Genomic DNA, 23807 nt, shown 5'->3' on the forward strand with positions numbered 1-23807 from the left:
TAATTGTAACGGACACATTTAGATGTCCGTCCGTTATGCCTCTGTCTCCGGGGCGGATTGGAGCCATTCGGCGATGCGGGGCACCATTTGCTCCGTCGGCATATGCTCCATTTTTGGTCCCGGTAATGAGTACAAAAAATGCTTCCCGTAATAGGATTCGATCACACGCGTATCGTAAACGATAACGACCCCGTGGTCGCTCGCCGTACGTACCAAACGTCCAAATCCCTGTTTGAAGCGAATGACAGCCTGTGGAACAGACAGCTTCATAAAAGGATTTTTCTTCTGCTGCTGGAGCAGCTCACTTTTAGCCTCCAGCAGCGGGTGATTGGGCGGTTGGAACGGCAAGCGGACGATAGCCAGACACGTCAGCGCCTTGCCCGGAATATCGACGCCTTCCCAAAAGCTGCTGGTTCCCAGCAACACAGAAGCTTTCGCTTCCTGAAAACGTCGGGTCAGCTTGCTGCGGCTCCCACTGTCCACGCCCTGCCCCAGCACGGTGATATCGCTGGAAGACAACGCCTCCTTAAGCGGCTCATACACCTGCCGGAGCATACGGTAGGAGGTAAAGAGAACGAGCATTCTCCCCCGCGTCGCTTGAGCAGTCGCGCCTAGCGAGCTGACGAGCATATCTACAAAATGCTCATCTCCTACACTGCCCTTCACGCTCGGGAAATCTCTTGGAATGACTAGCAGCACCTGATCCCTGTAGTTAAAGGGTGACGGGAGCTGCGTAGTCATCAGCCGTCCTTGATCTGCGGCCTCCTGCAAGCCGAGCTGATCGGTCATGTACTGAAACGACTTATCCACCGATAAGGTAGCAGATGTCAGAATAATGCTTCTTTTTTTGTCAAAAAACATTTCTTTCAGCTGGCGGCTCACATCGACGGGCACCGCATAAAATTGCAGCGACTTGCTGCGGAATTGCCCGCTCGCTTCAAGCCAGTATACGGTCGTTTCATCATCCAGCCGCATGAAAAAGCGCAAGCTTTCCCTAATGCCTGCCAAATCCTTGAGCAGCCCCGTAATATCCGTAATGAGGCTGTCAGCCGCATAATCGTCATGTTCTTCCTTCACATCGAGCATCAGCTTGTCGCCCTTGCGCAAAATTTCGCTCATCGTTACATAAAGCTGATTTTCCAGCGCAGCCGCCTGATCCCACTTGGCAGGCTTGGCCGATGGCTTGAGACGGGAAGAAAACTGCCCTGTTTCGCCCGGTGTCGCATCACTTCGCTCCGGCAGCATGTCAAACAGCTTGTCGCTCAGCAAATCCCAAGTCTCCTTGACCTCCAGCACGAGCGGATACAACTGGTCGATGGTAGAGGCCCAATCCGTCGACTTCTCATGCCCCGACTTTGCCAACTGCTGACGCAGCGAAGGCAATTGTCCGTTCTTGCTGTCCTTGAACAACCGGGTCAGCGTATGCACGAGTGTGAAATATTTCATATGCATGCCCAGATGCTTACCAGCAACTTCCTCCAGGTGATGGGCTTCATCAATCACCAGATGCTCATAGCTCGGCAATAGCTGATGACTTGCTTTTACGTCCGTGAACAGCTTGGAGTGATTCGTAATAACCACATCCGATATTCCCGCCTCATGGCGCGCACGATGATAAAAGCATTTGCGGAACCACGGACATGAACGACCAAGACAGGACTCGGAATCACTGGCCACCGTTTCCCAAAAATCTCCGCCACGATTACTCAGATTAAGTTCTTCATCATCGCCGGTTTCCGTCAACGTCAGCCAGACGATCATCTGGGCGGCTGTAATTAAATCTTCCTTCGGCGTTGCGAAGTCTCTTCTGTTTATTTTATGTTCAAACTTACGCAGACACAAATAATGTCCCCGGCCCTTAAAAATGGCAGCCCGGAACGGGAACGGGATCACCTTGGTCAGCATCGGAATATCACGCTCGCGTAATTGCTCCTGCAGGTTGATCGTATGCGTACTTACCATGACTCGCTGTCCATTTTTCACACTGTGATACAGCGATGGGAGCAAATAACCAAGGGACTTGCCTGTCCCCGTACCCGCCTCGATCAACAGGTGCTTGTCTTCACTCAGCGCCTGATTCACACCCTCAATCATTTGCGTCTGCGCTTCGCGCTCCTCATATTGGCTCAAGGATGAACGTAAATTGTCCCGCACATCATCCATGTATTCCTCAAAGGAAATACCTGCCAGCGGATTGGGGTCGTCCTCTCTGCGAGGGGCATTTAGCTCCGTCCAATCCTCCACCTTCAGTGCAAGCTGACGAAAAAACTGATGACCCTCCAAATCCTGAATAGGATCATGCTCTTTGTCTTCACGCACCCCGTCCAAAAACCATCCGAGGTCACTGTCTTCCTCTGCGAACAAATCACTGAGCCGCTGTATCGTAATCAAAGGCAGCGCGTGAAGCTCATCCAGACATTTTAAAAACACCTCAGCCGTAGCCAACGCGTCGCTGTCTGCTTGATGAGGTCGGTCATGCGCCAGCCCAAATTCAGAAGAAACAAAACCCAACTGATAGGAAGATAGCGATGGAAACATGATTTTCAGAAAATCCATCGTATCCAAAATCCTGCCGGTAAACGGCAAGTATCCGCACCGATCCAAAGCGCTTTGCAAAAAATTAAAATCAAACGCCACATTATGACCGACCAGCACGACATCGTCCAGCATAGGCACAAGCTCCATCATCATCTCTTCGAGCGCAGGAGCATCCTTGACGTCATCGTCTGTAATCCCGGTCAACCCGGTAATAAAAGGCGGAATGGATCTGCCAGGGTTCACATAAGAACCATAAACACGGGAAATGCTGTTATCATGATCTATAATTGCAAGTCCGACTTGAATGATGTCATCCGCGGACTGGGTGCCTGTCGTTTCAAAATCCAATACCGCAAATTTCATTCGGGCTTAATCCTTTCTTTTGACACATACAAAAATAATAACTCTGTATAACAGCATAGCAGAAGATCGCCTGTTTGGAAATTAAGACAGTCAAAAAAGACGATGCACACGCCGCCTGGGGAGGTGGGTATGCATCGTCTCGCTCGGTGTCTGACAACTATAGCCAGGTCATCATGGAGCTGTCGTACCGAAGCATTCCGGCACCGGACAAACAGGCTTCCATATTGTGCAACGGCTCGGGCAAAGCAGGATCGAACTGATGCGCGAGAGCAAAACATTTTTGCGCCTCCTCTACATCAGCCTGCTTCGCCATAAGACAGCCCAGCGCATTATAAATGACCGCTTTCAGCCCGGGCTGGTCTGTCAGGTGCAGCACCTTCTGAAAATGGCGTACAGCCTCCGCTGTGTCCTCCAGTTGGAAATACGCCATCCCCATATACATCTGGCTTTGCCAACTGTTCGGAAAATGCTGTAGCACCTGTTCAAATTGGCGGATGGCCTCAGGATACATGAGCAGTCGGTAATACCCTTGACCCCGAGTAAAAGCTGGCAGTTCCTTTTCAGGCAGCTCAGCGTCCGACATACCAGACTCCGCGGAAAAACCTGCAGCACGCAGGCGAACCATTTTTTCCTCAAAAGCCAGCCATTCATCCATAATTCCGTCACTCATTCTCCGCAGCAAACTCCAGTGCTGTAGCAACTCCTGCCTGCGGGAGCCCTGGGCTGATGGGTAATGCTTCACGATATCATCTAACATGCTGTTCATTTCTGCGAATACATGCTGGAACATGTGCATCCCGCCCTTACGAAAGATGGATTAATACACTCACATTTTTCGCTTAAAGGACGGATTTCATCCGCACTCCCATTCATTACATGATCGTGGCGTGTACTTCCTTGTTCGCCTTTTGGGCAGGTTTATTATGTTCATCGACGAATACAACGGTCGGTTTGTAAGTTTTGGCCTCTTCATTCGACATGGAAGCGTAGGAAATAATAATGACCGTATCACCAGGCTGCACCAAACGCGCTGCTGCGCCGTTGAGACAAATCACACCGCTACCACGCGGTCCGGGGATAACGTAAGTTTCCAGTCGGGCTCCATTGTTATTGTTCACAATTTGAACCTTTTCATTCTCCAGCAGATCGGAAGTCTCCATCAGATCCTCATCAATAGTAATACTGCCCACATAGTTAAGGTTGGCCTCGGTAACCGTTGCCCGGTGAATTTTGGATTTCATCATCGTTCTAAACATGGGAAAGCACCTCCGCCTTCTGTATTCTCATATTATCAATCAGTCGAGTGTTCCCAAACTTTACAGCCAGCGCTACAATGATGTCTTCTTCGACATCACTTAGTCGCTGCTTGGGAAGAAGGGGCTCCAGACTTGGAAAGGTTAAGATTTCAATGTAGTCAATGTCAGCCAATGGTGAGGAGGTAATCGTAGTCTCCACCATTTGGTATAACTGACGGATCGTAAACGTATTCTGCACATCATCTTCGCTCACTTCACGCACCTTGCGCAGTGACTGTGACAGCACCAACGCCTGCTCCCGCTGTTCCGCGCTCAAATACACATTACGCGAGCTAAGGGCCAAACCGTCGGCCTCTCTGATGATAGGACAAGGAACGATGGTCACGTTCATATTGAGGTCGTTCACCATCTGCTGGAGCACCGCTACCTGCTGCGCATCCTTCATGCCGAAGAAGGCCAGATCAGGACCTATCATGTTAAAAAGCTTGGCAACTACGGTGGTCACACCATCAAAATGTCCCGGACGGGAAGCGCCACATAACCGATCCGTCAAAGCAGATACGCTTATTTTCGTACGGGTTGGCTGTGGATACATTTCTGCTACAGTTGGTAAAAATACGATATCCACACCTTCACGCCGCGCCACCTCTAAATCACGCGCTTCATCGCGAGGGTAGCTATCGAGATCCTCGTTAGGTCCGAATTGAATCGGGTTTACAAAAATGCTAAGTACCACCGTATCTGCCATTTCACGCGCCTTGTGCATCAAGCTCGCATGGCCTTCATGTAAATACCCCATCGTCGGCACAAAGCCGACTGTATGTGGCCGTATAGCAGCGGAACCTCGTTCCGCTTTTGCTCCGTCTGCGCCGAGCTGTCGGCGTTCAGCAATGGCCTGCCGCAGCTGAGCCACTTCTCTTACGATAATCATGACCGGGATTCCACCTTTTCCTTAGCTTGTTCCTCTTGTTCTTCTTGTTCCTGCACTTGCGCCTTTTCCTGACGTTTCTTATGGCCGTAGAGAGCCTCTACAACACTGTCGTCGGCGCTAAACACATGCTCTTCAGCCGGGAAGGCCCGCCCCTTCACATCGCTCACATACTGCTCAATGCTACTACGGATCAAGCCGCCGACATCGGCATAGGTTTTGACAAAACGTTTGCTGTAATAAGGCGATGCATATTGAATCAGGTCGTGATAAACAAGCACCTGACCGTCACATCCGCGTCCTGCGCCAATACCGATGGTCGGAATGGACAGTTCTTTGGAAATTGCCGCTGCCACTTCCTCGGTCACCAACTCCAGCACGATGCCAAAGGCACCCGCCTGCTCCAGCGCCTTGGCGTCTGCCATCAGCCGCCGTGCGTCCGCTTCGTCCTTGCCTTGAATGCGGTAGCCGCCAAGCTGATTGACCGACTGTGGTGTAAGACCGATATGACCCAGCACGGGTACACCTGCCTGAACAGTCGCTTTTACGACGTCGGCAATTTCTGATCCGCCCTCCAATTTGACAGCATGCACATGTCCTTCCTGCATCAGACGGCGGATGCCCTGGAGGCTTTCCGATACGCTGCCGTGATATGTCATAAACGGCATGTCCGCTACAATAAACGTATGCTCCGCGCCTCTCGCTACTGCTCGGGAATGATACACGATATCATCCAGTGTTACGGGAATGGTCGAATCATAGCCGAGAACGACGTTGCCCAGCGAGTCACCCACGAGAATCATATCAATTCCCGCCTCCTCGGCTATTTTAGCCGATGGATAATCGTAGGCGGTCAGCATACTGAGCGGAATGCCCTCCTGCTTCATTTTTTTCATTTTCACAATGTTCAGTGCGTGCTTTCCTGCCATGGTACATGGCTCCCTTCCATCTTTTTTTGGCACAAAAAATAACCTTTTATGAACGCCTGTACATTTGCGTCATCAAAAGGTCCGAACAGCCAAAAAAGACACTCATTTTGAGATCGTCCCTTCTGTCTCGGTCCTGTTCGGCTCAGAGCAGAATCCAACGTAACCTTCAAATGAAGTTATGATGGTCTAACTTGCTTGCAGTGGTGGAGCATATGCCCCGGAGTGCAGCTCGGACCGTCCGATGCCGCCTCCTGCACAGTATAACAAAAAACATCAGCTTTTTCACGTGAAGTTTTGCATAGAAAAAGAACAATTGTAGTCGCTATGCTCAGCTAAGGCTACACCTGCAATTGTATATCACCGGAAACGACCTGTATTCGCTCTCCTTGCTTCGTTTCAACCACTAGCGCACCGGAAGGGTCCAAACCGACGGCTGTACCTTCCACCACACTCCCTTGTCCCGTATGTGCCCGCACGAAGCGATTCATCGTCACGGATAGCGCCTCCCACAGCATAGCTATAGGCTTAAAACCCTGATCCGCATATAACGCACATAGCTGCTCCATCTCTTCCAGCACGGCAGCAATCAGTGCAGTACGATCGATTTCGCGACCAGCCTCTATTCTCAGGGATGTCCCCAACCGTGACAGCTCCTCCGGGTAATCCTCTGTATTTAAATTAACATCAATGCCGATACCTGCAATACAGTAGCGGACCCGTTGATCCTCTGTTGCAGATTCCAGCAGAATACCGCACACTTTGCGACCATGAACAAGCAGATCATTCGGCCACTTGATGCCAGCTTCCACACCCGTCAACCGACGAATGGCTCTGCATACCGCTACGCCTGTAAGCAGCGTTAACTGTGGAGTGAAGGCCAAGGGCTGGCTTGGTCGCAACACAATGCTCATCCAGATTCCTTTGCCCCGAGGTGAAAACCACTTTCGGCCCAAACGTCCCCGGCCCGCCGTCTGTTCCTCCGCCAGAACTACCGTCCCCTGCGGTGCACCCTCTTCTGCCAGACGCATCGCATCCTGCTGGGTAGAGACCGTCGAGTCCAGCACAACGATACGTTGTCCGAACGATTGGGTATTTAGCATATATGCCAGTTTGGAGACTTCCAGTCGATCGGGTCGGGACACAATCCGATAACCCCTACGCGAGGAAGCTTCAATATTGTAGCCCAGCTCACGCAGCTTGTTGATCTGCTTCCATATGGCCGTACGGCTAACCGAAAGGCGACGGCTGATTTCCTCCCCGGATACGTAATCGGATGAATCTTCCTCCAGTATGCCTAATAGTCTTTCATGATTATTCACTACTCATCACCCGTTTCGCTTCTTGAAGCAATGCTTCTAATTCATTTGGAATATCTCCGCAGGCGGCAGCCAGCAAAAGTCGTTCCATCGTCTGACCCAGCCAAGGACCACCCGGTCGATTCATCGCCTGAACCAGTTCATTTCCAGTAATATTTAAATCTTTGATACGAACAACTGCGGCATCCTTAGTCCACGCCTCTGCCAGCTCAGCCATTCTCGCTACATGCTTTTCTGCCCGTGGGGGTAATCCACGAAACGAAGCAGGCAATGACTTATAAAGCTGTAGCCAGTCAGACGAGATATCCCGTCCCCATTTAATTAACAGTCGAATCCAGCTACGGCGTAACGCCTCATCGTTGATTCCTTCACCTTCCACCGAAGTGGAACTGTCTGCTATCGAAATAGCACTGTCCGTTAGTACGCGCTCCCATTCCAACAGATGCACCAACCGTAAGCGTACACCGTTGGAGAAAGTCCATGCTCTTAACAACTCATCCGCTGCCTCTGAGGTAAGTCTGCAAGACAGCAACAGTAACCCCCACCGCAGTTCTTCCGGCAGTTGTACCATTCCATTGAGCGCCCGAGCTTCGCATTGCTCCCAGGGAACCGGAACCTTCGTACACGCGAGCAAGCCGCTTCGACCCAGCAATTCCAGTCCACGCAAAGGGTCCGGCCCAGCCAGCATCTTTTCCAGCTCAACACGCACACGTTCCATCGCAATGTAACGAAGTCCCTCTTTACGACGGATCATGCCTTTCCATGTGTTATAGGCTATACGGAACCGGAATACGGAAGCAAAACGAATGCAACGTAGCATTCGCAGCCCGTCCTCCTCAAATCGTTCCTCAGCTCGTCCTACACAACGAACAATAGCGGCACGCAAATCGACTTCCCCTCCGAACGGGTCCACCGTTTCCCCATGTTCATTCATGGCAATCGCGTTCATCGTGAAATCCCGCCGCATCAGGTCTTCGCGGATATCCTTCACGAAAGCGACTTCTGTCGGACGGCGATGGTCAGCATAACCGCTTTCTGTCCGAAAAGTAGTCACCTCGAACGGATGCCCACCCTGCATCACCGTAACCGTCCCATGCTGAATCCCAGTCGGAATGACATGGGGGAACAGTGCTATGACCTGTTCAGGTTCAGCCGATGTGGTCATATCCATATCATGAATAGCTCGGCCTAATAGTTCATCCCGCACACAACCGCCGACCCAGTAAGCCTCGTAGCCGGCTGTGGTTAGTATATGTATGACTTCCTTGCCATGAAGAGCCATTTCTGGGTCAGCATATTGCCAAGTGTTTATTTTCACAGGGTTTCCCCCTTTGCTTATAAAGTTTTCAAAAAGACTTATTATACAAATGACTTATCATAAAAAACGGACGCGAGTCCGCCTTCTTAAACGCTGATCGGTTTAAGATCCGGCACCTCGCGTCCCAACACACGGTAATATATCTCTTCATATTCACGGGTAATCAGCGTATCACAGAATACGGTACGAGCCCGCACCAGACAGGCTTCACGAAAACGCTCTGCCATCGCTTCATCCGATAATAGCTGCACCGCATACTCCGCCATCTTCTCGGTATTGCCGATTTCAGCAAGATAACCTGTACTCCCGTGAACAACCAGCTCAGGCACGCCTCCTGCCTCGGAACCAATCGTTGGTACTCCACAAGCCATCGCTTCCAGCGCAACCAGTCCAAAGCTTTCCTTTTCCGATGGAAGCAGCAGCACATCCGCCATAGAAATCACTTCAGCGATCTGATCCTGCTTGCCCAAAAAGAAAACCTTATCCTGCAAGCCCAAGCTTTCGATTTTGCAGCGAATTTTTGGAAGGTCGGGTCCTTCTCCAACCAGCAGCAGCTTTGCAGGTACTTTTCGTTGCACTCTTTCAAATATATCCAGCACGTCTCCCACTCTTTTGACCGGACGGAAGTTTGAAATGTGCATCATAATCTTTTCATTAGGCTGGGCAAAATCTCTCCGTAGCGCAGCTGCATCCCGCGGATAATACACTCGTTTATCCACAAAATTGTAGGTCAAATCAATAGGGCGTGTAATCTCCAGCGCATCTATCGTCTCCCGAATCAAATCTTTCGAAACCGCTGTTACCGCGTCACTTTTGTTGATCGCTAGCCGGATTAGATCCTTCAACGATTCATCCTGCGCCAACACCGTAATGTCCGTGCCGTGAAGCGTGGTTACCACTTTGAGATGGTCGCCTACCATTTCCTTTGCCAAATAAGCACATACCGCATGCGGTACAGCATAGTGAACATGGAGTACATCCAAATTTTTCATTTGTGCGACCTGAGCCATTTTGGTCGCCAGCGATAGATCATAAGGCGGATATCTGAACACGTAATAGTCGTTAACCTCAACCTCATGATAAAAAATATTTTTCTGGAATTCCCCGCCTAATCTGAACGGAATGCTGTTGGCAATAAAATGGACCTCATGCCCTTTTTCGGCAAGCAGTTTGCCCAGCTCTGTAGCCACTACGCCGGAACCGCCCAACGACGGATAGCAGGTAATTCCGATTTTCAATTTGTCATTCAAGTTAAGCTGCCCCCTTCCGTCCACCGATGATGACTTTTCAATGTTGGTGCCACACCAATCAGTGCGCATCTATAACCGCTACACGAACGGATTCTATTTATTGTTTATGTGTCTGGATTTTTATAATCCCTTATGTGAATAGCTTAACCAGATGAGGCGTTTTGGACGCAAAGCCCTCTGCATACGAAATCAGCTTGCGCTGACCCAACAGCGAATCCCGGGCTTTTACACGCTCAACATACCCCTGGTTTAATGGCGTGGATACCGTGTCTTTACCCGGTGCAGCCTGAAATTGGGAAGCATAGCTTAGTAATGCCTGCTCCTTGGCTTCAACATGATCCGTGATGTCCACAATCAGATCCGTTCTGCCGATATCATTAATGAAATAAAAATATAACTGCTCCACCAGCACCGCAGGCTGTTCCGGCATAAATCGACGTAGCTTGGCGTTAAACACCGCTTCCTCCACCAGCTTGCTGCACATGACATGATCCGGGTGCCGATCCTCCCAGTAGGGAGCAAATACGACTTTCGGCGCATGACGCCGAATTTCCGCGGTCACTGCGGCTACATTCTCCGGTGTAACATACAAACCCCGATCAGGCAGTCCCAAATTCGTCCGTGCAGCAAGGCCCAGCACTTTTGAAGCATCTTCGGCTTCTGCCATACGGGTATCTACATCGCCATTGGATGACATTTCAGCACGCGTCAAATCACATACGCCCACCTTTAAACCAGCGGCTGTATGCTTAGCAATCGTGCCTCCCATACCAATCTCAGCATCATCGGCATGAGCTCCAAAAATCAATATGTCCAGTGTCATTTTATATCATCCTGCTGATCAATGCCTGGTTTATATTTATGTACCAGCTCACGCCAAGCAAAATCGCCCCGATCCAGCGCCTTGACCAATATTTCAGCAGTCGCAACATTGGTCGCCAAAGGAATACCCTGCACGTCACACAGACGCAGCAGTGCACTAATATCCGGCTCATGCGGCTGTGCCATTAGCGGATCACGCAGGAAGATAATCAGATCCATATCATTTTGCGCGACCATGGCCCCGATCTGCTGGTCACCTCCGAGCGGCCCTGACATAAAGCGGTGAATTTGAAGCTTCGTTTGCTCCATAATGCGCAGACCCGTTGTACCTGTTGAATACAATTGATGTCCTGTAAAAACATGCTCATACGCGGTTATAAAGTTAACCATTTCATCTTTTTTGCGGTCATGCGCTATAAATGCAATCTTGAACATTCCAAATTCCCCCTGCCTCATTCTATAATTCCGTTCGTCATTTCATTCGCGTTATTTCTTAATCAATGTAATGCTCAAAACCGTATACAAGTCCGGGTTGCTCCATTACCTTTTGAATGCCGATTTTGACGCCGGGCATGTAGCCTGCCCGTTCGTAGGAATCCTGACGAATTTTGAGGGATTGTCCAAATCCTCCGAAAATAACTTCCTGCTGTGCGAATACACCGGGAAGACGGACACTGTGGATACGGAACCCTTGGTAGTAGCCGCCGCGTGATCCTTCGAGCGTTTCTTCCTCCTCCGGGTTCCCTTGACGCAACTCCTGTCGCTGCTCAGCGATGAGTTCTGCGGTCTTAATTGCCGTTCCCGATGGCGCGTCCAATTTCTGGTCGCCATGATATTCGATAATCTCCAGATGAGGGAAGTATTTAGCAGCCTGAGCCGCAAACCGCATCATCAAAATAACTCCTATTGAAAAGTTAGGCGCAATCAGACCGCCAATTTGCTGTTCCCGGCACTGCTTGTCCAGTTCGTCAATCTGTTCCGGTGTAAATCCTGTTGTCCCAATAACTGGACGAACGCCATGTTTGATCGCAAGCGCTGTATGTGCGTACGCAAAACGAGGACCAGTAAAATCGACCATCACATCCGGGCGACTATCCAGCAAAGCCTGCTCCACATCCTCCACAATAGCAACGCCCGCTTCTGGAAGTCCGACGAGAAGGCCGGCATCACTGCCGGCGTTCGTTCTGTTTACTGCGGCTACCAGCCGAAGTTCTTCATCCTGGAGAACCAATTTGACAACCTCACGGCCCATACGCCCGGCTGCTCCAACGACAACCACCTTTATTTGCTCTGGCATATCTTACAACTCCTTACGCATCAATTCGTGCTAGATCTGTTCATTCATTTGCTGGCATAACTTCTTCATGAGATTGGCAAGCTGTTCATTGTGAGGAAACAAAGCGGCCGCCTCACGAGCAGCCTGCACAGCCAGCTTATATTCATTCATTTCAGCATAAACCAATGCAAGCAGCATAAAAGCGTCACCACATAGCGGATCAAGGGCAATTGCCCGTTCCAGCAGCAGGATTGCATCTCTGCGCACCTGTGGCGTAGCTTTATCGACATCCAGCATCTTTCTGGCTTTCTCCGTCTGCTGTCTGGCCTCCAACGTATGCAAATGCAGCACATATTCATCCTGCTGCGGGGCCAGACGAACCGCATCGCCCGCATAAGCAAGCGCCTGCTCTATCCGCCCGCTGCGGGCATAGGTGACCGAACAGCGGAAATAATGCTCCGCATGATCAGGCTGAGCGGAAATTGCTTTTTCGAACCATTCCACGGCCTGCTCAAAATCGTTCTTTAAAATACACTGATAAGCTTTCTGAACGTATTCCTCTGCCTTCATGACACCGCACCTCCGGGTAACCGGTTTGGTACAGCATATGTACAAAACGCCTAATCGGTGTCCTTTTTGGTCCAGCGATTCGCGTCACGTGTGTTAAATTTATGCATGACCTTATCATGGGCATCGGTCAAATTAATACCCAGCGAGTTTGCAAAGCAGACCGTGATAAACAAAATGTCTCCCAGCTCCAGCTCAATCGAATTGTTGGCCTCATCCGTTTTTTTCGGTTTCTCGCCAAAGGAATGATTGACTTCTCTGGCCAGCTCCCCGACTTCCTCGGACATCCGGGCCAGCATTGCCAGCGGGCTGAAATATCCTTCTTTAAATTGGGAAATATATTGGTCTACCTCATGTTGAATTTCATCAAGCGATTTTTCCATGAAACACAATCCCCTCTAATGTGCAGGTTTATTCATATGTTATCGTAAAGCACATTTGAAAACAAATATTTTTTTAATGTGAAATTACTCACATCTTGTAATGGTCTGTCTTTTAAAGCTACCATAAAAAGGTATACTAAACATAAGGATCTACGATCTGCTCCAAAATCAAATATCAAATCGTTCATCCCAATTTGCCATTGTGAGGGATTATATGAAAACATCTAGGTCTATTGAACAGCTTAAAATCATTTTACCCATTGTGCTCGGCACTGCTATTTATGCATTCGGCCTGCTTTATTTCATTATACCCAGCAAGCTGATGGAAGGCGGCATCACAGGTATCACCCTGCTGCTGAACTATGCTTTTTCGATTTCCCCATCCCTTTCCACATTGCTCCTGAACATTCCTCTATTTTTAATCGGATGGAAGATGCTTGGCGGCAAACAAATTATTTATAGCGGGGTTGGCATCGGGGCGCTCACTTTTTTTCTGTGGTTGTTTGAAAAAATGATTCACCTCGGGTGGATGGGCACGTTTCAGACCGAGCACGATTTTATACTTTCTTCATTATATGCCGGGGTTACGCTCGGGGCCGGGCTAGGCATCGTATTCCGGTTTGGTGGTACCACCGGCGGGTCGGATATTATCGCTCGTATTTTGAACCGGAAGTTTGGCTGGAGTATGGGAAGGATTTTGCTGGTGATTGATATCGTCATCATCGGCGCATCGCTGCTGTACATACCTAAGGAAAAAATCCTGTATACGCTGGTCGCTGTGTTTATCGCATCGAAGATCATTGATTTTATACAGGAAGGGGCCTACTCCGCCAGAGCCTTTATGATTATCAGTGACCATACGATGGATATTGCGGATATCATTACACGGGATATGGATCGCGGTGTTACTATTATTCCGGCTATGGGTGCATTTTCCAAGCAGACCAAGCATGTTGCTTACTGTGTCGTATCCCGTCAGGAAATACGACGTTTGCATCAAATTGTGAAATCGATTGATCCACGAGCGTTCATCATCATTCAGGATGTGCATGATGTACACGGGGAGGGCTTCAAAGAGGAATAGCCCGGAAATCCGGGCAAGTAGTCAGGGCATATATTCATTTTATCCATGACAGCGAAGTCGGTGGCAGCATTTCAGCCTTAACTAGAGAAACCGGATCGATACTTACGGTAACCCACATAAGCCAGGGTCAGCAGGATCGTCAAGCCGATTGCCAGTTCTGCCCGGCGCTCGCTTTCATGCGGGATGAATGGAGCCAGTGCGGTAGCATCTTTTTCACGTCCAAACAAGGCATTGAATGTCGGGTTTCCCTGCTCTAGTGCCCCTCTTATCGCTGAAGCATCCGCATTTTGCTGGTTCCCCAATCCCTTAACGTAAGAAATCCATGAATCCGTTCGAACAACCTCGGTTGTTTTGCCGCTGATCAACGCCGCCGTTCGGATCGTCTCGTAATGATCCTCCAGCACTGCTGCTCCGGCGGCGAAACCCTTCATATTTCCTTTAGCAAACTGGCTATTTAAGCCGCTGACATCTTCTTTTAAAATTTTATAATACTGCTGCCATAATGGCTGGCGCGGATGCGCTATCGCATCTGCCGCAAGCCGCAAATTGGCAGCGGCCTTCACCCATTCATCCGGCGATGCTTGCACGGATTGTGTAGCTTGCTGTACCTCAAGGATACTGCCGGACAAAGCATGAATGGCCTCCACAGACAGCGCAGCCTGTACCTGACCCGTGCTGAACCATCGGCTGACCTCCGCTACATCGGCGCGGGCTTTTTCAATATTTCCATCCATTACATCCCGGTACAACATCGCAGCCGTACGATCCAGTTCCTCTATTTCCTTTGCATTACTGGTGGACTTGGGCTGATCCCGCGCTTCCGCAATGCCCGGAGGGAAACATAGGGAAAGCAACAAAACCATAGATAACACAACTCCCGAAACAACACGCAGCACACCACGCAACGCCTGACTCCAAACCATGGGACATCCCTCCTCACCTTACTGTATGGCAAGGTTACATGGACTAGAACTTGGCTTTAGCGTGCCGCTATCTGCCAGGGCAGGTTATGCCCGTGACAAAATAGGAAACATTAGTGTATATTCTGTACATATACTTTCATTGTTAGATCTATAAAATAGTGTGGTATCCTCTTGATTCAGAAGAGAAATTTCGCAACCGTCCATTGGATCTGGCGTAAAGCCGAAAACAATTTTCTTCGTTTCTTTTTCCATGACTACAGATAAAATCAATTCTATAGGAATATCCCCCGTTCCAAAAATATCGTAACAATTCATGATATTTTCTTCAAAATCCATAATGACAATCGTGTCATACAGAGGGATATAGAACACCTTATCTTTAAAAAAAGAAGTGCAATAGAACAAAATTAACCATTCACTGCTTTCCATAGAAAAATATGAATAAGGATTTAAAGAGGAACATTTTCTTTTCAATAGCTGTAAATCTGACGTCGCCTCCATATTCAATTTTTCAACTGGAACGTCCGTGCTTTTAATTGGTGCTTTCCGGATACATTGATACTCTTGTGCAGCAGCAAAACCAAATTTAGGATAAAACTCCTTCACATCATCATTCGCAAAAAGATACATTGCATCACAATTCCCATGCCAATCCTGTAGCACACGTTCTATCAAAAAGCGACTTAGCCCTTGATTCCTATAGTTAGGATCTGTCATTACGGTTCCGATTTGAATAAATTTCATCTGTTCACCTGACAAACTAAAATCCATCAGACTCACAGATACATTAGCCACCACGCAATCCCCATCTAACAGTACATAAGGAATATATTTTTCATCCCAGAATCCTAATTGATGCCAAACTTCAAAATTCAGATCAAAACTTTGTTTTGCTAATTGGTTAAAGCTCTTTCTTATTTTAAAATCATCACGAATTCCCTTTTCAAATCTATATTCTTTTTTATTTATAACGATATCCATCAATAATTCTCCAATTCGTAAAAATTAAATCATAAAATTAATATTGGACCTATTCCAATGATTTGGCCTTATTAAGTGAGGAAGTCATTCGATCACGCACGTACATGGCAAGCCATGAAGCTGCGATACTGAAAAGGGTCAGCATATAGGTAAAAGTACGCACTTGTGGTACATCATCCGTTAGCGACCTCGGAAGATACGGATATATGCCAAATGTATAATCGACCGTATCATTTAACAGTGTCCACAAAGCTGCTACGCACAGAGCCGCCCATTTGCAGGTAAAAAAACGAACGAACAGCAAGGCTTCGACTGCCATTGCCGTATGAGATGCTACCAGCATCCAATCCTGCCATATCATATGCCCTCCCTGCGCGACACCCCAAAAAATAATAGCTGAGGCCCAGATGCCGTATTTTACACTCGTAACCACAGCTAACGCCTCCATCAGTTGGCGAATGACCTTTAAGCCCTTCAGGCGCGGAGGGTAAAGCAGGAATAATACAGAAATCGTAAAAAACAGGCTGGCCGTCGGACTATCAGGTACAAATACAATCTGCCATATCGGGTGGTAGTTTAGCGTGTATTCCAATTGCCCTCCATACCATATGTACCCATACACGGTTCCAACCAGGTTACACCAGAACAACAGCCACAAAAAAGGCCGGCTCGTCAAGAACGACCGGCTCCACAAATAAGACAACGACACGTCCTCATCCTCCGTTCATACGATAGATGCCCCGTACAGGCTCCATCTACAAAGACTATATCATATAAAAGCGTATCAAAAAAACCTGGCCGCTGCTACGGTCAGGCTTGATGATTAGGGTCTTGTATTGCCAACTAGTCTGTTACCCAAGGCCAGATCTCCTGAAACGGCTCAATTGATCGCCTTCAGTTCATCCGTAAGATGACGAAAAGCTACTTCATCTCCGGAGGCCAGCGCCTCATCAATATCCTTGTAGAGCTTTTCACTCCGGTGTTTACGTAATGCCTCGTCCAAAACCATTTCAGCAGACAGGCCCAACATTACTTCATAAGTAACCTTCATTTTATCCATAGGATGCACCTCCAACATGAGTTTAAGAGATCCTATATTCTTTTCCTTTCGCCACATAGCTGAGTGCCGTCCGTGACATCCGCTGCAAATCTGCATCTGTCAATTCTCGCACCACTTTGGCAGGTGTACCGAGAGAAAGAGTATAGGGTGGTATTTTGGTATTTTCCGTAACGACCGACCCTGCTCCTATTAAAGCATATTCACCAAGCTCAGCTCCGTTGAGTACAATGGCCCCCATACCGATTAAAGTGCCTTTGCCTACCATGCAGCCATGGATAATCGCAGCATGTCCCACCGAAATATCATCCGCCAGCACCAGGGGCTGGTCCGTGTTCACATGTCCCACGACTCCGTCCTGGATATTGCAGCGTTCACCGATGATGACAGGCGCCATATCCCCGCGCAGTACGGCATTGAACCAAACTGAGGAATCTTGGCCGACCGTTACCTTTCCGACAACTTTTGCTCCTTCTGCCACATAGACAGATGAATGGAGCTGTGGCATGTTCCCGTTATAGTGAATCAGCATCAACTTCACCCTCTCATTTTGGGTGAATTCTATCAACATGTATGCTGCTTGTCAATGGAGCCGCATACCCGGGTCGTTCCTCCCAATGCGGTACTCTCCTGCCAGATTCAGCCCCCAGGCGGTCATCTGTACAGATGGCCCCGTCGAATGCTCACCCAGACGAAGCATACCCAAGTGCAGCATCATTCGTATAATTCTCTGATCAAAAACCGAACGGGGCGTATCATAGTAGAACGGTCTGATCAGCGGGCCGATATGTACAAAAAGTGACTCCGAGGACGTCCAGGGCCTGGCACATTCTCCTATCCAGTAGACCAGAGAAAGTAGATTGGGAACGGCTCCCTTATACAATCTTAACCAAAACCTGAATAGCTGTATCATCTCATCCTCGATCGCGTACTCCCTGTGTGCCTCCCCCTTTGCCGTCAGCACAACTCGATCCCCCTTTTCCTCAATAAACCTGGAGTGACGTGCATAATCATACAGCAGTGCCATTCGGTCGGGATAAAACTTAAAGGAGGAACCATATCCGAAACGCCAGCCTCCTTTACCCAGAAGTGGCTCCGCAATGTGCAAATGCTCCATTAGTTGCTGCTGATTGCGACGATACCAAGCCCCCTCGGGGTTAAGCGGAACTTCATGCTGCTCCATATACTGAAGGAAAAGTCGTAAATCCTCCGCCAAAAGATGTCCTTCATCCCGGTAAGACGTTGGCTCACTTACCCGGATCATTCCGTTTTGCAAGTCTTGTACCATGACACGACGGAAACGCTCCTTCATGTCCAACGGAATTTGATACAAATACCTCGTATTATGCGTCGAACCGTTGAATAACCAGCCACTGTTGCGTAAACGGGCCACGATGTCCCGCGGTCGCTCACCGGAATCCCCATCCTCCTCGGCAGATTGTTTGGCAACCGCAATCAATTCCTCCATACTGAAATAAGGTCGGTCATCGAATAGCAGTGTGTTCAAAAACCTTACCTCTGACAGCTTTAGCTCCCTGACTTGCATCTCAAAAAAACTGCTGCTGCCGAGCTTTGTCAAAATGCCCTGGATCAGCTCATGTTTGGAATTGGGCTTACAGTCACATTCGTAATACACCGCGATTCTGTTCAAATGCACAATATCCGCAAATGTCAGCATATCCGCCAGATTCATCGTTCCATCGCCTCGTCACTGGACTGTCATCCGGAATTGATTCTTACCTGTTGTACCCACAGCTTTGACGGAATGTTCAGACTCTAAACCTCTTTTTTTCAAAGCTATAATTAAAAAATAAAAAGACCACGGCTTCTACGCTGAGTAGAAATTCGTGGTCTTTCGTCAACCTTTTAAGTTACAATCGCTTTTTTCCTGTAAATGTCTGGTGCAATTATACAACAGCGGCGTCCAATCCGTATCCTCACGCTGGAGAACACTCAGTGACAGATTACCAATTCGTTCCGTAAACTTTTCCTGATACAAAGCCTTATACAAATTAGCCAAAAAACCGCCATGAGAAACGACCAGCAGGTTCTTGTCCCGATTTTCCGACCAAATGGCCTCCATAAAAGCCAAACCTCGAAGTTGAAGAGCTTCATCGCTCTCCTGTCCCAGATCCAGCAGATGCCAGTCGCTCCCCCACTTCTTCTCACGCTCGACCTGCGTCATGCCCTCGACCTGACCATAAGCACGTTCTCTCAGCCGATCGTCCGGCTCCAGCAAAGGAAGATGAAGAGCAGATGCAATAATCTCTCCCGTCTCCTTGGCTCTCGAAAGGCTGCTTGTAATAAGTCCATCCCAATGATAGGGCTCATCCTTTAATCGTTCTGCCAGCAAGCGTGCCTGCCGGCGCCCTTCCTCATTCAACGGAATATCACTGTGGCCCTGGATTTTACCTACCGCATTCCAATCCGTTAATCCATGTCTGATCAAGCCAATAAGCATCGTGTTGTTTCCTCCGCTATTTAGTTATTCAGGCATTGTTATGAATCCGTATTGGAGCCCAGCCGTGCTGCTAATTTCTAACCCGTTTCGCACGATGAATCCAGCCCAAAGAAAATAAGGCAAGCGCAAGTGCCAACACAGACAACAACATCCAATATTGCGGGTAAGTAGGAACAATGCTTGCAACCAGCGGGTCCATAATGCCACTATTCACATTTTTAATGTGGTATTGATATTGTGAAGATGTACTTGTAGTTTCCAGCAAGCCTGTCGGTAAAATACCCGTATCCATGACAGGTGCCGCTTGAGGAGGATTTTCTTGAGAGGAGCTTCCATTCCAGTTCAAAAACAAAAAGCTACACAAAAATACCGCCAAAAAGCCGGCGATCCATACGGACATATACTTACGGGCTGCCGGGTTCACACGCGCACGCCGATGCTCGCCGGGAACAAGCCACGGTGACTCTTCATAAATTCGATCCATGACCCTGCGATTCATAGATTCCGCCTGCTCATCTGTTATCTCAAAGGAAATATCACGAATAGCGGATCGACTTTCTTTTGACAAATTCCACTCATTTTCTTCCGAACCATGCTCCCATCCGGCAGACGAGCTTTTGGCCCGTCTGCGCTCCGAGTCTTGTTTCGATACATTCTTGCCTGTAGCGAACAAATCCTCAGCGTCCCTGGATTTCATTGGCTGCTCATCCCTTCGTTTTCCTCATAGAGAGGCTCAAAAAAATAAGGCTCCAACTGCGTCTTCACACTGGTTCTGGCCCGGAAAAGCAACGATTTCACCGCACTGACCGTCTGCCCCAAAATCGTAGCAATCTCCTGATAATCCAATTGCTCGTATTCGCGCAAAATCAGCGCAGACCGCTGCTTCTCTGGCAATCTGTTGATCGCTTCACGAACCATCTCTACCTTCTCGCCGCGAAGGACGGCCTGCTCTGGAATCACATCCAATGGAGCAACCGGCACATAACCGCTCTCCTCCAATGGAACCTGACCGCTACGATGCTTGCGAAGCTCGCTCAGCACCGTATTACGTGCAATCGTATATAACCATGTGGAGAACGATGCATCTACCTCGCGAAAAGAGTGCAGGCTCCGGTACGCTTTATAAAACGTCTCCGAGCATAAGTCCTCAGCGATCATTTCCAGGTTCGAACTTTTCAGCATATGATAAACAAAAGCTAAAATTTTACGTTGGTGCCGCCTCATTAATTCTGAATAAACCTCAACATTACCTTGTTTGATTTCCTGAATCATCTGGGAATCTGTCATCATCCGAGTGAGACCCTCCTCGCCCATACATGTGCTGTTCTCCCATTCGATTCTGTCTATATATACCGAACAGGCCAAAAAAAGTTGCGCACTCCGCACAAATGGATGAAACAGCATCATGGAACATTTATTTTTTTCTTACCCTATGTAGTGCCAACAATAACGGTGCTATCCCCAACATTTCTCAACATCCAAAATGGACTTACCCATTGTACCACAAAATAGTCGTCAGTAAAAAAGTCCAAAATCCCCATGATTTCCATCACAGGCTACGTAACGCTAGCAACTGTTTCCGGTATACGGCATTTCCGACCTATTTTAAGTTTTTTCAAGATAAAGTGACATAACCTTGAATCTATTCCTTTTGAAAACGCTGGTAAGAATAATTATCCAAAAGAAAACGCTTTAAAAAATCATTGACAAAATGAAAACGTATACATATAATAAAAGTACAGTATGGTTTCTCTCCACTCCTATCCTACTCAGCTACTCCATAAGAGCAGCTACCACCCGGGGCTTTACCCGGGTGGTCTTTTTTTGTTTTCAAGAAACACCCTTCGTTTAATCCTATCTATATCACTATAACTTAATCTCAGTCCATAAAATAACAAAAAAACGGGCGAAGAGAATCTCACGCTCGTTTTAAATCTTTTCTACTACTTAACTCCCAGAAAGTGTATTGCTTTTAAGGCGGTCAGTAGCGCAGCGGTCCATTTGGATCTGAAGAAGCGTAGCAATCGTAAGATCAAATGGAACGCGAAGCGCCTCATCCTCCTTAACCAACAATCACACTTTCCTTTCTATACCACCACTTTATAACTCATTGAATCCAGCAGTGCCTTGGCGCGCTCCCAGTCCCGTTCTTGGCGGAAGGAAAGCCGCATAATACCGGGAACATCCTCTCGGCTTTCGATGATTTGCATATTGCTCAGGTTAATGCTGTTGTCCCCCAGCTCTGTTGCAATTCGACCGATAATCCCCGGGGTATCCGGTACATCAATATACAGATCAAACGTTGAGACGATGACACCTTTGCGGCGTTCTGGCAGCTCACTGCGGAAATGCCCCGCCGTCAAAAACTCGTCAGCAATTCCCTCTCCGTCTTGTATTCTCAGTAAATGGGTAAAACGCTCAATCTGCCCGTTCCACTCTTCCAGCAGACCTAGCAAAACATCACGATTGCTCAGCAAAATGTCCCGCCATACAATCGGATCACTGGAAGCAATTCGCGTAATATCGCGGAAGCCGCCGGCAGCCAGCGTACGGTACAACGGATTTTCGTCATTGTGCTTGCGCACCTGATTCACCAGCGCTGCTGCAATAATATGCGGAAGATGGCTGATCGCCCCGACAATGTCATCGTGCATATCAGGCTGGACACGGACAACCTGGGCTCCTGTGTATTTCAACAGACGCTCCAGCGAACTGTATGCTTCCTCAGGCACACCCTCTGCCGGGGAAAGTACATAGTAGGCATTCTCAAACAGCAATGCGGAAGCAGCCTTCACACCGGAACGCTCCGAGCCGGCCATCGGATGGCCACCGATAAAATAAGCATTACGTAAAGAGATTTCCGACGCTTTTTTGGCAATCGACGATTTTGTGCTGCCTACATCGGTAATAATGCAACCCTCTTTAAGCGGTAGCCTGCTTAACAACTCCAAGTAATGCTCCAGTAAGCCGACAGGTACGCATAAAAAAATAAAATCGGCATCCTCTGCCGCCTCTTCAACCGAAAGAGTCACGGTGTCCACGACACCACGGCTCAACATCGGCTCCATCAGTTCGGGAAGATGAGCATGACCGACAACGGTAATGCCCGGCTTCCCTTTAAAACATAGCGCAAGGGACCCACCAATCAGTCCCACGCCGAAAATGGCAATCTTCATCAATTATCAAATCCCATCTGCGGAAATTATAGACGCGCTTTCGCCGCTTCCGCCCCCAGGACCTGTTCCAGCGCACGGATAAACCACTCATTTTGCGGCTGTGATCCAACCGACACCCTAATGTATGTCGGATATTTGTAATGACCAGCGCGAATAATTACGCCTTTTTGAAGCAACTCCTGAAATACCTCACCCGACGGGCGACGTACATTCAGCATAATAAAGTTTCCATGTGCCGGAAAAGATTCCAGTCCAAGGCGCTTCAACTCATTTTGCAAATAGGCTCTGCCCTCCGCGTTGCGGTCACGGCATTCCTGCACAAAATCCTGATCTTCCAACGCCGCAATCGCTGCAGCCTGTGCTACCCGTGAAGTATTGAACGGCTCACGAACCTGATTAATCATACGGATCGTTGCCGCAGTCCCCATTCCGTATCCGATGCGAAGCGATGCTAGGCCATATATTTTGGAGAAGGTGCGTAATACAAGCAGATTTTCATAGGCCGGTAACAAACGAATACCGTCTGGATACGTGCTGTCTGTCACAAACTCGAAATACGCCTCATCCAGCACGACCAAAACATGCTTTGGCACTCGATCCAAAAATGCGATCAGCTCTGCTTCAGGTACAATCGTGCCTGTCGGGTTGTTCGGATTACAGATCCAGATCATTTTCGTACGGTCGTTAATCTGAGACAACATGGCTTCCAGATCATGTACCCCGTCACGCAAAGGCACCTCAACTGCAACCGCTCCCTCAATCTCCACATTGCTCTTGTACACAGAGAAGGTCTGATCCGCCATGATGCTTTCTTCCCCGGGAAGAAGAAAAGCACGCGTAATCAACGCAATAATCTCGTCAGAGCCACAGCCATAAATAAACTGATCCTCTTTCAAGCCCGTATGTTTAGCCAGCGCCTGTGTTAAAGCTACCGCGCTGCCGTCAGGATATACACTAATGTTCGCAAATTCCTCCTGAATGGCTTGCAATACTTTGGGAGAACTGCCGTACGGATTTTCATTCGAGGCGAGCTTAATCACTTCATCAAGTCCCAGCTCGCGCTTCACATCTTCAATTGGTTTACCAGGCTGATATACCGGCAAATGTACAATATGCGGTTTAGGTCGCATGCCCCTACCTCCTCTAATCCATTCAAAACTAAATTTGCTGCTTTCTATA

The 23807-nt window shown here is 48.5% G+C and carries 25 protein-coding genes; 1 reads left to right on the forward strand and 24 read right to left on the reverse strand.

What is annotated here, in order from left to right:
• Nucleotides 1-33: 33 nt before the first annotated feature.
• The 13 genes from dinG to E0698_RS04975 all read right to left on the reverse strand — a co-directional run bounded on the left by dinG (nucleotide 34) and on the right by E0698_RS04975 (nucleotide 12946).
• Nucleotides 34-2901, reverse strand: a complete 2868-nt coding sequence (gene dinG, locus E0698_RS04915; RefSeq protein ID WP_192510812.1) for an ATP-dependent DNA helicase DinG — start codon at nucleotides 2899-2901, stop codon at nucleotides 34-36.
• 157 nt (nucleotides 2902-3058) lie between these two features.
• Entirely contained in the window at nucleotides 3059-3691 is a 633-nt protein-coding gene (locus E0698_RS04920; RefSeq protein WP_134913925.1) for a tetratricopeptide repeat protein, read from the reverse strand.
• Between the two features lie 82 nt (nucleotides 3692-3773).
• Entirely contained in the window at nucleotides 3774-4157 is a 384-nt protein-coding gene (gene panD, locus E0698_RS04925) for an aspartate 1-decarboxylase (protein ID WP_134913923.1), read from the reverse strand.
• Entirely contained in the window at nucleotides 4150-5088 is a 939-nt protein-coding gene (gene panC / locus E0698_RS04930) for a pantoate--beta-alanine ligase (RefSeq protein WP_192510813.1), read from the reverse strand. Before panC ends, panD begins: the two co-directional genes overlap by 8 nt.
• Nucleotides 5085-6014 (reverse strand): 3-methyl-2-oxobutanoate hydroxymethyltransferase, encoded by a 930-nt coding sequence (gene panB / locus E0698_RS04935; RefSeq protein ID WP_192510814.1) that lies wholly within the window; start codon nucleotides 6012-6014, stop codon nucleotides 5085-5087. Before panB ends, panC begins: the two co-directional genes overlap by 4 nt.
• 338 nt (nucleotides 6015-6352) lie before the next feature.
• Nucleotides 6353-7333 (reverse strand): biotin--[acetyl-CoA-carboxylase] ligase, encoded by a 981-nt coding sequence (locus tag E0698_RS04940; protein ID WP_192510815.1) that lies wholly within the window; start codon nucleotides 7331-7333, stop codon nucleotides 6353-6355.
• Nucleotides 7326-8648, reverse strand: coding sequence for a CCA tRNA nucleotidyltransferase (locus E0698_RS04945; protein ID WP_192510816.1), 1323 nt, complete (start codon nucleotides 8646-8648; stop codon nucleotides 7326-7328). Before E0698_RS04945 ends, E0698_RS04940 begins: the two co-directional genes overlap by 8 nt.
• A gap of 86 nt (nucleotides 8649-8734) precedes the next feature.
• The gene (bshA, locus tag E0698_RS04950; protein WP_192510817.1) at nucleotides 8735-9898 is read right to left on the reverse strand and encodes an N-acetyl-alpha-D-glucosaminyl L-malate synthase BshA; all 1164 of its coding nucleotides are present in this window, start codon (nucleotides 9896-9898) and stop codon (nucleotides 8735-8737) included.
• A gap of 130 nt (nucleotides 9899-10028) precedes the next feature.
• Nucleotides 10029-10721 carry a bacillithiol biosynthesis deacetylase BshB1 gene (bshB1, locus tag E0698_RS04955; protein WP_192510818.1) on the reverse strand — a complete coding sequence of 231 codons (693 nt, stop codon included), beginning with the start codon at nucleotides 10719-10721 and terminating at the stop codon, nucleotides 10029-10031.
• Entirely contained in the window at nucleotides 10718-11155 is a 438-nt protein-coding gene (mgsA, locus tag E0698_RS04960) for a methylglyoxal synthase (protein WP_134913910.1), read from the reverse strand. The genes bshB1 and mgsA overlap by 4 nt, the downstream gene beginning before the upstream one ends.
• A gap of 58 nt (nucleotides 11156-11213) precedes the next feature.
• Nucleotides 11214-12017, reverse strand: coding sequence for a 4-hydroxy-tetrahydrodipicolinate reductase (gene dapB / locus E0698_RS04965; protein ID WP_149093618.1), 804 nt, complete (start codon nucleotides 12015-12017; stop codon nucleotides 11214-11216).
• Between the two features lie 30 nt (nucleotides 12018-12047).
• Nucleotides 12048-12566 (reverse strand): tetratricopeptide repeat protein, encoded by a 519-nt coding sequence (locus E0698_RS04970; RefSeq protein WP_134913906.1) that lies wholly within the window; start codon nucleotides 12564-12566, stop codon nucleotides 12048-12050.
• Nucleotides 12567-12616: 50 nt separating this feature from the next.
• Complete coding sequence (locus E0698_RS04975; protein ID WP_149093617.1) at nucleotides 12617-12946, reverse strand: nucleotide pyrophosphohydrolase; 330 nt, start codon at nucleotides 12944-12946, stop codon at nucleotides 12617-12619.
• A 214-nt stretch (nucleotides 12947-13160) separates the two neighbouring features.
• Here E0698_RS04975 and E0698_RS04980 point away from each other — a divergent pair, with 214 nt between their 5' ends.
• The gene (locus tag E0698_RS04980) at nucleotides 13161-14030 is read left to right on the forward strand and encodes a YitT family protein (protein ID WP_134913902.1); all 870 of its coding nucleotides are present in this window, start codon (nucleotides 13161-13163) and stop codon (nucleotides 14028-14030) included.
• 77 nt (nucleotides 14031-14107) lie between these two features.
• Here E0698_RS04980 and E0698_RS04985 read toward each other — a convergent pair whose 3' ends face one another.
• From E0698_RS04985 to hisC, 11 genes are all read right to left on the reverse strand, one after another.
• Complete coding sequence (locus E0698_RS04985; protein WP_192510819.1) at nucleotides 14108-14953, reverse strand: sporulation protein YpjB; 846 nt, start codon at nucleotides 14951-14953, stop codon at nucleotides 14108-14110.
• An 84-nt stretch (nucleotides 14954-15037) separates the two neighbouring features.
• Nucleotides 15038-15934: a GNAT family N-acetyltransferase gene (locus E0698_RS04990; RefSeq protein WP_192510820.1), complete on the reverse strand. Its 897-nt coding sequence runs from the start codon at nucleotides 15932-15934 to the stop codon at nucleotides 15038-15040.
• A 49-nt stretch (nucleotides 15935-15983) separates the two neighbouring features.
• Entirely contained in the window at nucleotides 15984-16643 is a 660-nt protein-coding gene (locus E0698_RS04995) for a DUF1405 domain-containing protein (protein WP_192510821.1), read from the reverse strand.
• A 171-nt stretch (nucleotides 16644-16814) separates the two neighbouring features.
• On the reverse strand, nucleotides 16815-16994 hold the full coding sequence (locus E0698_RS05000) for an IDEAL domain-containing protein (RefSeq protein WP_025682222.1): 180 nt from the start codon (nucleotides 16992-16994) through the stop codon (nucleotides 16815-16817).
• 22 nt (nucleotides 16995-17016) lie between these two features.
• A complete protein-coding gene (locus tag E0698_RS05005) occupies nucleotides 17017-17523 on the reverse strand; it encodes a gamma carbonic anhydrase family protein (protein WP_149093613.1) in 507 nt (168 codons plus the stop codon).
• Between the two features lie 51 nt (nucleotides 17524-17574).
• Complete coding sequence (locus E0698_RS05010) at nucleotides 17575-18684, reverse strand: hypothetical protein (protein WP_149093612.1); 1110 nt, start codon at nucleotides 18682-18684, stop codon at nucleotides 17575-17577.
• Nucleotides 18685-18849: 165 nt separating this feature from the next.
• Entirely contained in the window at nucleotides 18850-19452 is a 603-nt protein-coding gene (locus tag E0698_RS05015) for a histidine phosphatase family protein (protein ID WP_149093611.1), read from the reverse strand.
• Between the two features lie 70 nt (nucleotides 19453-19522).
• Complete coding sequence (locus E0698_RS05020; protein ID WP_192510822.1) at nucleotides 19523-20149, reverse strand: anti-sigma factor; 627 nt, start codon at nucleotides 20147-20149, stop codon at nucleotides 19523-19525.
• Nucleotides 20146-20742, reverse strand: a complete 597-nt coding sequence (locus E0698_RS05025; RefSeq protein ID WP_014282079.1) for an RNA polymerase sigma factor — start codon at nucleotides 20740-20742, stop codon at nucleotides 20146-20148. The genes E0698_RS05020 and E0698_RS05025 overlap by 4 nt, the downstream gene beginning before the upstream one ends.
• 797 nt (nucleotides 20743-21539) lie before the next feature.
• The gene (locus E0698_RS05030; protein WP_149093609.1) at nucleotides 21540-22628 is read right to left on the reverse strand and encodes a prephenate dehydrogenase; all 1089 of its coding nucleotides are present in this window, start codon (nucleotides 22626-22628) and stop codon (nucleotides 21540-21542) included.
• A 26-nt stretch (nucleotides 22629-22654) separates the two neighbouring features.
• Entirely contained in the window at nucleotides 22655-23758 is a 1104-nt protein-coding gene (gene hisC, locus E0698_RS05035) for a histidinol-phosphate transaminase (RefSeq protein ID WP_149093608.1), read from the reverse strand.
• Between the last annotated feature and the right edge of the window lie 49 nt (nucleotides 23759-23807).

This window comes from Paenibacillus sp. 23TSA30-6 (assembly GCF_014858585.1).
Taxonomy (GTDB): Bacteria; Bacillota; Bacilli; order Paenibacillales; family Paenibacillaceae; genus Paenibacillus.